Below are 13,325 nucleotides of genomic sequence, written 5' to 3'. Positions count from 1 at the left end.
TGTATAGACCGATCCAACAGATATAATAAAGTCCTTTGATTCTTGTTATCGTTAAGGCGGCTGAGGCAATATAGTCTTGGCTGGAGGTTCCATGCCGTAAAGATTCTGTAGTGTGATCCCCCGCACAGGGAGACGGATATGGCAGCTCTATGACTCACCTATGGTTTTTTGGATAACCTGATGTCGCTAAATATCGGTTAAGTGTGCGCTTGTTTTCCGTTCGGCAAAATAGTGCGCGGGTGTACTTCCCATTGTTTTTTTGAACATGGTGATAAACGCATTAACCGATTCATACCCCAGATTAGCTGCAACATTCTGAACCGAAACGCCGCTAGCCAGTTCCCGGAGAGCAATTATCAGTTGCAGTTGCTGACGCCAGCGTCCGAACGTCAACCCGGTTTCGCGCAGCATTAAACGCGCGAGAGAACGCTCGCTAAGCGCCAGTCTTTTTGCCCATGTTTTGAATGTGCTTCGGTCATCAGGTTGACTGACCAGAGCATCGGCCATGGCGCGGATTTTAGGATGCGACGACACAGGGAGGCTCAGTTTCTGCTGAGGCATGGTGGCTAATTCATCAAGTGTTACTCTGGTCAGTCTGGCGAGATGGCTTTCTGGTGGGTATCCGACGCCCTCGCGGGTTAAACGGGCAACAAGTTCTTTAATCAGACTGGAAATTGCCAGAGTACAGCATCGCTCCGGCAACGCGGCGGCTCCGGGTTCGATAAACAGATAGTTGAGATGCGCATTCCAGGTAGCTTTGGCGCTGTGCGGCACTCCCCCAGGGATCCAGACGGCACAATCAGGCGGCACGATCCAGATATCATTTTCGGCGCGACAAATGACCGCCCCATAGAGGGCAATAATCAATTGCCCTTTGCGGTGCGTATGCACAGGCACTTCGGCCGCGTAATCGACAAAATCCAGATGACGCGCGACTGCGGGACAGGGGGTGGCATCCGGATCAAACAGCGTATTGGCGAGTGGGGGTAACATAGATTGGCAACATTTAGGTATTTTTTGACAGAATAGAGTATTTAAGTGGATATGCAAGCCGGTAATAATTTCCGGCATGAAAAAAATTAACGCGAGTTACTTTCATTTTTTACACACGATATGCCAACGTCTTCGCGGTATGGCTTCTCCTTCACTACTGAATGATGCGAACGCTCTGCTCTATTCCGCGAAGAGTTTTGCCGCAGCGATGCTCGCATACTACATTGCACTGTCAATTGGCCTGGAGCGGCCTTCCTGGGCAATTATCACCGTGTATATTGTTTCCCAAACCTCCGTCGGAGCATCGCTGAGCAGAAGTCTGTATCGTCTGGTGGGAACGGTAGTCGGCGCGGGCATAACGGTATTAATTGTACCCACGTTCGCGAATTCCTCCGTATTTTGCAGCGTGATATTGACAGGCTGGATTACCTTCTGCCTCTATTTATCCTTGCTGGAACGCACGCCCCGGGCCTATGGTTTTGTCCTGGCTGGTTACACTGCGAGTCTGATTGGCTTCCCTGCGGTATCCGATCCTGGCGCGATTTTTGACATCGCTATCACTCGGATACAGGAAATCATGATCGGTATCTTCTGCGCGGCACTTATTCATCGCTATGTATTGCCCGCGCGCATCTCAGGCCAGTTCAACAGTAAATTGTCGCAGACGCTACTCGCGGCGCGACAGCGTATCGCAGAGACTTTAGCAGGCAAACCCGACGCTGCTTCCGGGCCGCTGCATATGGCACTGGCATTACAGTTCCTGCAGGGTATCAGCCATCATGTCCCTTATGATTTTGCGTTCTCTGTACCGGTCCGGCAAGCGAGAAAAAGGCTTCATGACAGGCTTGCGCGATTAGTCATTGTTAACTGTGAGTTACGCGACCGTTTAGCGCTGATAGCGACGATACCTGTCGATGTGCAAATTCTGCTGGGTGATGTTGAGGTCTGGTTGGCCTGCAAAGATGAAGGAAAATTCAAAAGCGAGGGTGAAGCGCTCAAAAAAAGCAGTGAAAAATTACTGCAGCGCTATTCAGTGTATGAGCTGACGCTTGAAGAAGCGCTGCGTGTAAGTTTTATGCGCTACCTGTTAGAGGCCATTGTCCTTGTGCAGCAGTGCTATCGTCTTTCGGACGCCATTCATCACGCGAAGCAGACGCCTGCGCAATCGGAAAAGAATACCGTGAGAGGGTATGTATTCCACCGCGATTCTCTCACTGCTGCCCGCACCGCTCTGGGCGCTTTCACCATCATTCTGAGCGGCTGCATGGTGTGGATTTTCTCGGCATGGCCTGATGGCGGTACGGCGGTTTCTATCCTTGGCGTTTGTTGCACACTGTTTGGCGGCTTCGATACGCCTGCCCCGCATATTGTGAAATACATTATCGGCTCCTTCTGGGGCGTTGTGATAAGCCTGATCTACAGTTTCGTTCTACTACCACAAGTCAGTGATTTTATCGTGCTGGTAACGGTTTTAGCTCCGATCTATCTGCTGGCTGGATCGCTCCAGGCCAGACCGCCTACCACGTTTATGGCGATGGGGATCACACTGACGCTGCCTATTTTGTGCGAGCTGGGTGCCCACTACAGCGGGGATTTTGCCGTGGCGGTGAATACCGCAATCGCACTATTTTCTGCAACTGGCTTTGCGGTATTCAGCATGGGCTTTCTGCAAACTGTACAGGCAGATGCGGCAATAAATCGCCTGCTTCAATTATGTCAGCGCGATATTAACCGCAGCGTGAAAGGTGTGCTGAATACTGATGAAACTCTCTGGATCAACCTGATGATCGATCGGGCTGCGTTGATACTGCCGCGTTTGCAGCGCAGCGGACAGTCACCGGAACGGGCACATCATTTGTTGTACGCCCTGCGCATAGGGCTGTGTGTAATGCGATTACGCCGATGTGATGCGCATGCGAACAAAGAAATAAAAGAAGTACTCACCCTTCTTACACACTCGACAGATATTGACACCTTACTTCAACGGATCGCCATTCTGACTGAGCGCAGCTTGAGCGTAACAGATGAACTATCGCGACATTATGTCGATCAACTGGTTGATCTTTACTGCGCATTAAGCGTTCAGAAAATGGAGCCTGCTAATGATCAATGATTTCAATATTGAGGGCGTTTTTGTACCCGGTCTGTTGGTAATTGCCCTCATTGCACTGACATGTACGCTATTTATCGTACATATCTTGTCATTCAGCAAGGGTTACCGCCGCTTGCCCTTTAGACCGATGATCGATTTTTCCGTCTTCATTATTACTTTTTACCTGCTGCTGCAGGGGCTGACCGAACTGGGGTTTTTTAAATGAAATCGTTACTTTCTCTACTGGGCCGCTACGTGCTGACGCTCAGCGCTGTGGCGGTGGCTACGCTTTTGGCTTTTATTCTCTGGAAACATTATGCGCAAACCCCCTGGACCCGCGATGGTCGAGTTCGTGCGGATGTGGTACAGATTGCGCCGGATGTCTCCGGACCGGTGCTGAATGTGGCCGTCCGCGATAATCAGTGGGTTAATCGGGGCGATGTGCTCTATTCCATTGACCCGCACTGGTTGAGGTTGGCCGTGGTCAGCGCACAGGCTGATGTTGAGGCGAAACGTCATGAAATGCTGATGCGCCAGGATGCGGCGAGACGACGCTCTCAGATTAAAGGGGTAATTTCCAGCGAGGATTTACAACAAACAGCCAGCGCAGCCAGCGTCGCTGCGGCTAATTACCACGGTGCACTGGCTGCGCTGGACCTTGCAGAGCTTAACTTATCGCATGCTATTGTTCGGTCTCCGGTTACGGGCTATGTCACACATTTGCGGCTTCGCCCTGGTGACTATGCCACAGCGGGAGAAACTAAAGTTTCCATCATTGATGCCCATAGTTTTTGGGTGGTTGGCTATTTTGAAGAGACTAAGTTGCAACATATCCGCACGGGAAATACTGCACACATTACGCTGATGGGATTTAAGCCGGTGATCACGGGTCATGTTGAGAGCATCGGACGCGGAATAGATGATAACAATGACGAGACCGGGGGGCTTGGCCTGCCTAATGTCGAGCCAACCTTTAGCTGGGTGCGGCTCGCGCAGCGTATCCCGGTTCGGATTCATATTGACAGATTGCCGGAGGGAATTGAATTGGTGGCTGGACTGTCTGCGAGTATATCCATCACACCATAATAAAAAGTATGGTCTCTATTGAGGATTTATGCAGAACTTAGGGATTGTCAGCTCTTGATCTATATGCCTGATGAGAATGTGTTTCTGTTAGAGTAATTCTGAGGTTTCGGTTATGAAAAACAGGAAAGATATTGTAAATGACTTAATTGTTTGGATAAACAAAAATATAGAGATGCCACTAAAAATTGATGATGTGGCTATCAAGTCCGGATATTCAAAATGGCATTTGCAGAGATTGTTTTTTTCTGAAACAGGGCAGAGTCTAGGAGGTTTTATCAGAGAGAAAGAATTATATCTTATTTTAGAAGCTGTTATCACAACAAATGAATCTTTGATAAACATCGCGATGCGATTTGGCTTTGACTCTCAGCAATCATTAACCAGGGCATTTCGAAAAAGATATAATGTCCCACCACACCGGTATAGAAAAAATGCCGTAAATATTAAAAGCAAGTCTTCTTTGGAGTAAGGTAATTACTCGTATCATAAGGTGAGCTTTTAAATCTTTAGTAACTATCTGGATTATGGACGGGGTTCATCTGGTAATCATGGTCTTAGTACCTCAGTTATAGATTTATTGAACGAAATGAAATCACTCATTTATTTCATTGAAAAGAATCTAAGTCTTCCTGTGCAATGTATGCTTTCGTGTTTTTGCATGTGTAATGTATTGGTAAGTAAATTCGTATTCATTAATTGGAATATAATTACGAGCCCATGTATGTATTTAATGATTGGATAAATTAAGGTTAATCTATTTCGTGCATTTTGGATTCGATCGAACCTATGCAATTCGACTAAACCCTCCTTTAATAAGGAGTGGCTTTAATGTATATGCGTGGTTGCGAGCATTTAAGTACTGTTTTGCTTTTACTTTTCTAATGCTTGATAATTGATGATATGTATTGATACCAGTAGTACAGAAATACAATGTCCCTTGAGGTGACAAGGAAAAAAGAGTCAAAAAAACTAATTATGTCCGTATTACTGATTTTAGAGTCCTTAATACGGACATTTGGGTTTGGTAAAATTCACTTGCGTCAATCCGACATTGATGTGGGGGAACCGCGTACGAGTGCAGTTTTTAACGTATCACCACTGAGCCTGTCGGTAATGCCTTCGTCAGATGCCCATTGTTCGAAAATAGATAGTAGTTTGTACGGTTTACTAATTAATGGACGGATGACTTCATTGTTTTTACAGGCCAGCCAGAAAAAACGAGATAGTGGTGTTGATATTCGCGTTGCAGATAATGAGGGCACTCTGCTATTGGTTATGATGTCAATGACTTTATCAAGTTCAGCATGTCGAATAACAAACCAGGCATCCCGAGGTAAAATATGAGCCGGGAAATACTCTTTCCCCAGGTAATTATTTATCCTCTTTGAGAATATCTCTTTATGTACATATGGTGAAATGTTTTTAGGGAGTTGCATAATTTTTTGTGTTATTCTTTCTTCCCATGTCATTTTATCGAATAGTTGAAATGGTTCTCCTTGTAAGCTAACTGTTATGCCATGATTAAAATCAATAGCTCCTGTTACAGGTAATGGTATTTTAAGAGATCGGGAAAGTAATTTTTGCACTAGAACATATTCATATCCAATCAATAGAGTGTCAATCACTCTCTCTGTGGGAATGATATATTTGCCAGTAGTGCTAACAATAAAATTATGTCCTTCAATAAACGCTTTTTTGTCAAGAAGGCATAAACGATTTATTGATGACATATCACATGGTCTGAGCCTTACTTTGTAGCTCGATCTCTGTATTTTTCGTAATGTAATTGGCGACTGAAAGTAAATAGAGAGATGAATGCTGCCATGTAATGCATGCCTGTAAATGTCACTTTTTTTTAATTTTCAGTCCTTTTTTATTTATCACTTCGACTGCTTCACGGATAGTCAGCCAGTCAGGCGAACTATAGTTTGTATTTGATAGTGTTTGTTTTTTTGACATAGTGGTTTTCCTCTATTTCTGTTTTTTAAAAAAAATACCATGAATTTTCCAGTGAAATTAATTTCATGGTGCGGGATCTATTACGTTATAATATTTGGATTATATTGATACGGGGGCTTCTTAGCGTTTCAGTCCCCCATATCCGGCCTCATATTTCGCAGTGATTGAAAAGAAGAACAAATATCAGGTTAAACTAATTCAATTCTCAAACATTATTTAAGTTGAATGGAAGACATTACATAAATCTGTCTGCTCCGCCTGATGCTTCAATTGTCTGTCCAGTAACAAACTGATTCCTCCCAGAAAGTAGGAACGTAGCAATTGCAGCAATATCTTCAGGAAGTCCAAAGCGGCCCACAGGCGTTTTCTCTTTACCCAGTAATGCCATTACCTCTTCGTCTGTTCTGTCAGCCAGTTCAGGACGACGATTGCGAACATTCGGTAGCATGTTCTGCGCCCAGTTATCCGTCGCGACAGCACCCACTCCGATCGCATTGACCAGAATGCCATCCGGAGCCACGCTAAGTGCTAAACTACGGGTCAGGTTGTTGATAGCGGCGCTCAGTGCGTGTGAGACGGTAAGTTGCGGATTAGGGTAGATACCGCCAATGGATGAGATATTGACAATACGCCCCCAGTTTCGTCTCTGCATCCCGGGGATGATTACCTTACAAAAACGTCGCATGGCGGAGAATTTGGTCTCAGTCATTATCTGCCAGTCTTCTTCCGAAGTGGTTAACAGCGTGCCCGCATGGGCTCTTCCGGCATTGTTCACCAGTAAATCAATACGCTGAAAAACTTTTTCCGCTTGTTCAACCACTAAAGAAGGTAGTTTGGGATCAGTCACATCCCCGGCAATAGGCAGCACCGAAACACCGTATTTCTCTGAAATTTTTTTCGCAGCAAGAATCAGCTCAGGTTCTCGTCTGGCCACCATGACTAAATGCACACCATTCACGGCCAATTCTTCACAAATGCTGAAACCAATTCCGGTATGGGCTCCAGTTACCAGAGCCACTTTTCCAGTCAGTTTTAAATCCATTTGTTGCTCCTCAAGTTAAGCACAGTCAATAACATGAGCAGTATTAGTAACAAATCTCTTTTTCAGGAGCTTGTGCATCAGAATTCAGATGTCTGAAAAAAGCGGTCAAAGAGTTGGGTGTCGCCTTTGCTTATACTCCAGACAATATTGAGTTTAGTGCCAGGAGTGGTCAATGCGTTCGGACAATCACGAGCTTTCTTCTACCAGGATTCTTATGCTGGGGATTATTTGTTGTATTGTTGTGGCTAATATTTATTTTAATCAATCTGTCCTGAATTTAATTGCCGGATCCTTTCCCAATGAATGGGGAGCTGTTTCTTTGATCCCCATGGTCACCCAGGTAGGCTATGCGGTGGGCTTATTCTTTCTGATCCCCCTTGGCGATTATATTGAACGTCAGTGGCTTATCCTGCGTCAAGCGCAGGTGCTTTTCCTGGCAATGATCGGCATGATGTTATCCCCAACGGCGACAGTGTTGGTGTTCTTCTCCTTCCTTACCGGGATGGCTGCAACAGTAGCTCAACAGATAGTGCCGCTTGCCGCCTCGCTCTCAAGAACTTCTGCACGAGGTAAAACCGTTGGTACGGTGATGAGCGGTGTCCTGGCAGGTATCCTTGCTGGCCGGGCTATCGGAGGCCTTATTGGTCAGTATTTCGGCTGGCGTGGCGTCTTTTTATCCGGCGCGATCATGACATTGCTGGCTATATTTTTCATCTTACGCATTTTGCCTACTCAGTCGTTGTCAACGCCAAAGTTTAACTATCTGGCGGTATTACGTTCATTAGGACTGCTGTGGAAAAACGAGCCGCAGGTGCGTGGTGCAACTCTTACACAAGCAATGCTGTTTGCCTCCTTCAGCGTGCTGTGGACCGTGCTCCCTTTCTGGTTAGCTCATCGCTACGATTACGGTGCAGGGATAACCGGCGCCCTAGCTGCTTTGGGGTTAATCGGTATTCTGTGTGCGCCTCTGGCGGGAAGTTTCAGCGATCGTTAGGGACCATTCCGAATGGTTGTTTTTGGTGTGATACTCATGCTGCTAGCCTGGACTGTTTTTTGGAGATGGAACAGTATTGTGGGTATGGTGGTGGGCATTCTACTACTGGATGCGGGTGAGCAATGTGTACTGATAGCTAATCAGCACACGATTTATTCTTTGCGTCCGGATGCCAGAAACCGTCTTAATACATTATTTATGTGCGTTATGTTTATTGGCGGAGCATGTGGCTCACTGACTGCCACCTGGTTATGGGAGACAACTCATAGCTGGGCGCTGATTTCTTCAGCAGGGGGCGGACTCGTGATCATGGGGATGTTGATAGCCGTAAAACGTAAATATTCAGGCCCCTATTCGGGCACATAGCGCAATAGCACTTCTTACATCCGTCGCATTGTCTGAGTCATCAACATCATGTAAAGCGTCCTGTATCAATTGTTTAGCAGCCCATTTTTCCCCGGCTTCAGCCTGCAATGTCGCCAATGAATAAGCAATACGGAGGGCCCAGCCATGAGCCTGTTGCTGACGCGCTTTGTCCAGGGCCTTCTCCAACAGCAGGCGTTGCTTCTGAGGAGGTAATTGAGTGGCAGAAAGACGCATCAGCTCAGGCGTGCACCAGTTTTCATGATCCTGGCGGGTGGCTCTCAGCGATAACCCGGTATCAATTTCTGACAACAAGGGGGAATATTGCCAATCTAATCCCATCGCCCGCAACGAGCTAAACAGTGTGGTTTGACTAACATCGGTATGACTGAACTGTTTGGCCCAAACAAGAAACAGCTCGCCGTATGTCTTCCAGAAATATAAATCATGCCTTTTTGCCAGATGAATAAGCCAGTTTGCGGCCTTTATAACCCAACGCGGATTACGATCCAGTGCTGCTGTCATACAAGCGCCTTCAGCCAGTGCACAGCAAAGAGAACAGACATGCTGCAAACGAGCGGCTTTTTTAACACCGCGCCATGCCATCTGTTTCGCGGCCTTATACTCACCCTGTAACCAGAGTAAACGAGACAGAAAGGCCTGACCGGCGCTCTCTTGATCAAGACCAAAACGGAAAGAGTGACTTAATTCGCCATGTTCATACCAGTCAAGAGATTGCTGGAGATAATCACGCCCGACATAATGACGCCCCAAAAAATGCAGGGATACACCGAGAATACGCAGCCCGGTTGCCATCGCCTCCTCGTCACTAATGGACCGTGCCAGCTCGCACATAGATTGCGCATGCTCAAGCGCTTTATCCAACTCGCCAGTACGCAGATAATACAACCATAATCCGTAATGAGCCTGTAAACGTATTTCTTTGTCGTCGAGCTTTTCTGCAAGTGCAAGCGCGGTTTTCCAGGCTGAATGTGTTTCAGGCGTAGGGCCTTTTGCCCAGGTTGACGCCTTACCTGCTACAGCGCTGAGATTCATTCTCTGGCGTAGCGTTAATACTACCCGAGAAGTATTTTCATAAAGCAAAGGATAGATATGGCGCTGACATTCATCGTAGAGTGAATATTCAATCCAAAAAGGGGTCATCGCTTGTAAGATCTCAAGCCCCTTAGAGGGAGCGGCCCCTTCAGCCAACGTTTGCTGTAATATGCTCCGCAAATCATTAAGCATATGGCTATAACGTTCACGCCACTGTCCCGTTGGCAGCATAAACCAATCACCTTGGGCCTCTTCTACCAGAACTTTATAATAACCGGTAAAACGGGCTTCAAGAACAGTATATTCACCCTGTTGCCTGAGTTTATCGCATGCGAACTGGCGCATGGTTTCCAGCAGGCGGAAACGGGTCTCTGGTACCTGAGTACTGACCTGAATCAGGGATAAAGACAGCAATCTTTGCAGATCGTCAACAACCTGCCAGCGATGCTTGTCTTTAATCAGCAGAAGGTCACTTACTGATTTCACACTGAACATATCGGTATAGATCCCCAGAGAGCAAAATAATCTTTGTTCACGAGTGTTGAGTAACTGATAAGTCCACTCCAGCGTGGTCAGTATTTTCTGATGTCTGGGCACCAGAGAGCTGTGCGTATTGCTCAATAGCTGGAAACGGTCTTCCAGTCGGCTATAGATCTCTTTGACACTCATGACTGGCAGACGGGAGGCCGCAAGTTCAATCGCCAACGGCAGACCGTCAAGATGACGGCATAACTCGCCAATCAACGACAGTTCGCTGGCTGATGGATGGAAATTATGTCGGTTGGCCTGCCCACGTTCGATAAAGAGGCGGACACTGTCAAAAGTCAGTAACTCGTGGGTATCAGCCTCTTCGCTCTCAGGAACTTGTAATGGCGGTAGTAGATATTGTTGCTCGCCGGCAACCTGTAACGCTACCTGGCTGGTCAACAACAGTTTTATATGGGGAGCCAGGCGCAGGAGCAACGTAATCACTGGTTCCAGTTCACTAATTACATGTTCACAGTTATCAATCAGCAGTAAACATCGACGCCGTGCAAGCTGTTGCCGTAAATCGGCATCATTATGAATGGCAGCTAATGGAAGATGGAGCGCTTGTGAAATAACAGATAGCAAGCTGGATGCTTCGGTGATATGCGCCAGTTCAGCCACACATATTCCATCAGGAAAATGCGAGTGTGTAAGGCTGACGACTTCCCATGCCAAACGAGTCTTACCCACGCCCCCTGAGCCTGTAACCGTCACCAGACGGTATTGATCCAATAAGGTGCATAATTCCTGCACAGCTTTATCACGCCCCAGAATCGATGCGAGAAAAGGGGTAACAGCGGGCTCAGGTATTTCTGATTTAGAGAGCGGTTTAGTTGGCAATTTGTTGATATTAAAGCGATAACCACAACCAAATTCAGTAATCAGTAGATGGCGGTCATGTCCCAGTATGCGGCGTATAGCAGAAATTTGTGCCTGAAGATTATTTTCTTCGACGATTTCATTTCCCCACACTTGAGTAAGTAAAGATTCTTTACTTACCGCTTTACCTCCAGCACTCACCAGAACAACCAGAACATCAAAAGCTCTGGCAGAAATTCTTACTGGCTTACCCCGATGTAACAGAATCCTTAGCTGTGGCCAGATTTGCCAGTCAGCAAAGTGAATCTCATCAATTGATATCATGGTGTTGAGATCTTCTGTTTTGAGCATCACGAACTCTCGGTATGGAGTAAGCCATTTCTAACGAAAGTGGTCATCAGAATCAGGCTACATGTTGAATGTGCTGCATCGGCGTATAACTATTCAATACCACTTTTACCGTTAATGATTATAAAGCCAATAGTGCTATGTGGCATAGCTTTGCGATCAAGCTGGTGATGAAAACTGAATTTCGACGAACGATCCACGCTGACAATAAGACGACGATTGGCATCCAACGAAGCGATCAAAGGCTAATTATTGCGATGCCGGTCAGCACCACCACTGCACCGGCAATCCGGCGTGCCAGATGATTTTCACGAAAAAGCCAGTACGAAAGAAGGGAGCCGACAATAATGGATGTTTCCCTGAGAGGAGCGACGAGTGCCAGTGGCATGCTCTGCATGGCTGTCAGTACAAGGATATAGGCAAGGGGAGAGCATACAGCAATGATAAGGATTGGGATGATATCCACACGTACAGCAGTTGGAATGCGATTTCGTCGCCGCATCGCACCAGGGGTAAGAATCAGACTCTGTAGCAGGAGTGTGCTGGCGTAGTAGCGCACTGGATCCAGGTGCAGAGAGATTACCGAATAACCGTCCCAGAGTGTATAGCCAGCGATGGCGGTGCCTGTCGCTGCCCCCCAAAGCATTCCCTGTAGTGGTCGGCTTCCGCTCCTGAACGGATTGCCGGTGACAACGAAAATACCAGCGATAACGATAAAAGCGCCGAGTAAAGCGCCTGGTGAAATCCGTTCTCCCATGAGAAGGGTTGCAAACAGTATCGTCAGAACTGGTCCACTTCCTCGGGCAATCGGATAAACAACACCCAGTTCGGCGCGCTCGTAGCCAGCCTGCAAGATTAGAGAATAAGCGATATGAAGTGCAGACGAGATAACTGCGCCGACAGCGAGTCTCCAGTCGAGTTCCTGTTGTCCCTCAACTATCAGAATGAGGCTGAACGGGACCCACAGCAATGATGAGGCACAGCTGTACGCCCAGACGAACACAAGAGTGTCTTCCCTCTTGTATTTTGAGGCTATATTCCATACTGCATGAGCTACCGCAGCAGTAAGAATCATTGCTACCGTGCTGAACTGCATCAGGACATATCGGGCAAATCAATACCCGCCCGTTCAGCCCGGCGACTTTGTTCTTTATCCCGCAGAGTGAGAGCAGCGACCAGCGTATCAATAACGACGAGCTGGGCCAGTCGACTCCCGGCAGCGGCCATCTGTGCCGGGAGTGGCATTCCGCCAACAACGAGCGAAACGTTGGCGAGTGTCGCCAGTGGGGTATCGTACTGGTTAGTTATTGCAATAAGCGATGCTCCTGCCGAGGATGCTGCATCAGCGATGGAGAGTGTGGATGATGTGCGCCCTGTTGAACTGACGACGATGATGACATCGCCTGGACCGAGTAGACGAGCAGCAATCATCGCTGATAAATAATCCTGGATACTGACGGTTATCACACCCGCCGTCCGCAAACGAAAGACCGCATCAGCGGCAACCGTCGCAGAGGGACCAGCACCAAATGCAAATACCTGGCGTGCGCTCTGGATTAAATCGACCGCCTCATCAAGTGCGGAGATTTCGATAGCACCGCTGAGCGCAGTCAGTGCGTCTACACCAGCACGAATTGATGTTTCCAGCACTGATGCCAGCGTCGCATCCGCTGTAAGAACTTCAGGCGGGGCAAAGAATTGGGCAGTGCCACGAGCCCGGGCAATCTCTATCTTAAGTTCAGTGAACCCGGTGAACCCGATCGCTCGTGCAGCGCGTATTACTGTCGGCGGTGATACACCAGCACGGGTGGCAACCTGTGCTGCCGTGCTTGTACCGACAAATAAAGGATCGACAAGCAGGAGATCGACAACTTTAGCCTCACTTGCAGCGAGGTCGCCGCTTCGGGCGTGAATGCTGCCAAGCCATTGCTGTAACCGCTGCTCACCTTCTGAAATTCTATTACCATTTTCTTTATTCATATGTAATATATTACATGTCCTTTGGGAAGGGCACAACCACCACGTAATTAGATTCTGTTGCAAGG

11 protein-coding genes and 1 pseudogene are annotated in these 13,325 nt (G+C 47.4%); 6 read left to right on the top strand and 6 right to left on the bottom strand.

Annotated features, from left to right (window positions below; translation table 11 throughout):
• Positions 1-186 precede the first annotated feature (186 nt).
• Entirely contained in the window at positions 187-993 is an 807-nt protein-coding gene (locus tag ABIE10_RS05470) for an AraC family transcriptional regulator (RefSeq protein WP_032754820.1), read from the bottom strand.
• 76 nt (positions 994-1,069) lie between these two features.
• Between ABIE10_RS05470 and ABIE10_RS05465 the strand changes: the two genes are divergently transcribed.
• From ABIE10_RS05465 to ABIE10_RS05450, 4 genes are all read left to right on the top strand, one after another.
• A complete protein-coding gene (locus tag ABIE10_RS05465; RefSeq protein ID WP_032754817.1) occupies positions 1,070-3,106 on the top strand; it encodes an FUSC family protein in 2,037 nt (678 codons plus the stop codon).
• A complete protein-coding gene (locus ABIE10_RS05460) occupies positions 3,096-3,311 on the top strand; it encodes a DUF1656 domain-containing protein (RefSeq protein WP_032754814.1) in 216 nt (71 codons plus the stop codon). The genes ABIE10_RS05465 and ABIE10_RS05460 overlap by 11 nt, the downstream gene beginning before the upstream one ends.
• Complete coding sequence (locus ABIE10_RS05455) at positions 3,308-4,171, top strand: efflux RND transporter periplasmic adaptor subunit (RefSeq protein WP_032754812.1); 864 nt, start codon at positions 3,308-3,310, stop codon at positions 4,169-4,171. The genes ABIE10_RS05460 and ABIE10_RS05455 overlap by 4 nt, the downstream gene beginning before the upstream one ends.
• 112 nt (positions 4,172-4,283) lie before the next feature.
• Positions 4,284-4,640: a helix-turn-helix domain-containing protein gene (locus tag ABIE10_RS05450; RefSeq protein ID WP_048762578.1), complete on the top strand. Its 357-nt coding sequence runs from the start codon at positions 4,284-4,286 to the stop codon at positions 4,638-4,640.
• Between the two features lie 571 nt (positions 4,641-5,211).
• Here ABIE10_RS05450 and ABIE10_RS05445 read toward each other — a convergent pair.
• Both ABIE10_RS05445 and ABIE10_RS05440 read right to left on the bottom strand, forming a co-directional pair.
• Positions 5,212-6,130: pseudogene (locus ABIE10_RS05445) on the bottom strand (hypothetical protein).
• 235 nt (positions 6,131-6,365) lie between these two features.
• On the bottom strand, positions 6,366-7,172 hold the full coding sequence (locus ABIE10_RS05440; RefSeq protein WP_016530710.1) for an SDR family NAD(P)-dependent oxidoreductase: 807 nt from the start codon (positions 7,170-7,172) through the stop codon (positions 6,366-6,368).
• Positions 7,173-7,344: 172 nt separating this feature from the next.
• Here ABIE10_RS05440 and ABIE10_RS05435 point away from each other — a divergent pair, with 172 nt between their 5' ends.
• A complete protein-coding gene (locus ABIE10_RS05435; RefSeq protein ID WP_227952978.1) occupies positions 7,345-8,166 on the top strand; it encodes an MFS transporter in 822 nt (273 codons plus the stop codon).
• Between the two features lie 12 nt (positions 8,167-8,178).
• Entirely contained in the window at positions 8,179-8,532 is a 354-nt protein-coding gene (locus ABIE10_RS05430; RefSeq protein ID WP_227952981.1) for a hypothetical protein, read from the top strand.
• Here the strand turns inward: ABIE10_RS05430 and ABIE10_RS05425 are convergent.
• The 3 genes from ABIE10_RS05425 to ABIE10_RS05415 all read right to left on the bottom strand — a co-directional run bounded on the left by ABIE10_RS05425 (position 8,509) and on the right by ABIE10_RS05415 (position 13,260).
• A complete protein-coding gene (locus tag ABIE10_RS05425; RefSeq protein WP_048762579.1) occupies positions 8,509-11,283 on the bottom strand; it encodes a winged helix-turn-helix domain-containing protein in 2,775 nt (924 codons plus the stop codon). The genes ABIE10_RS05430 and ABIE10_RS05425 overlap by 24 nt on opposite strands.
• A gap of 235 nt (positions 11,284-11,518) precedes the next feature.
• Positions 11,519-12,376, bottom strand: coding sequence for a DMT family transporter (locus ABIE10_RS05420; RefSeq protein ID WP_032754802.1), 858 nt, complete (start codon positions 12,374-12,376; stop codon positions 11,519-11,521).
• The gene (locus ABIE10_RS05415; RefSeq protein ID WP_004899254.1) at positions 12,376-13,260 is read right to left on the bottom strand and encodes a MurR/RpiR family transcriptional regulator; all 885 of its coding nucleotides are present in this window, start codon (positions 13,258-13,260) and stop codon (positions 12,376-12,378) included. The genes ABIE10_RS05420 and ABIE10_RS05415 overlap by 1 nt, the downstream gene beginning before the upstream one ends.
• Positions 13,261-13,325: the final 65 nt, after the last annotated feature.

It is taken from the genome of Citrobacter sp. 506, assembly GCF_050434985.1.
GTDB lineage: Bacteria > Pseudomonadota > Gammaproteobacteria > Enterobacterales > Enterobacteriaceae > Citrobacter > Citrobacter braakii.
This window is presented reverse-complemented; position numbering and strand designations above follow the sequence as displayed.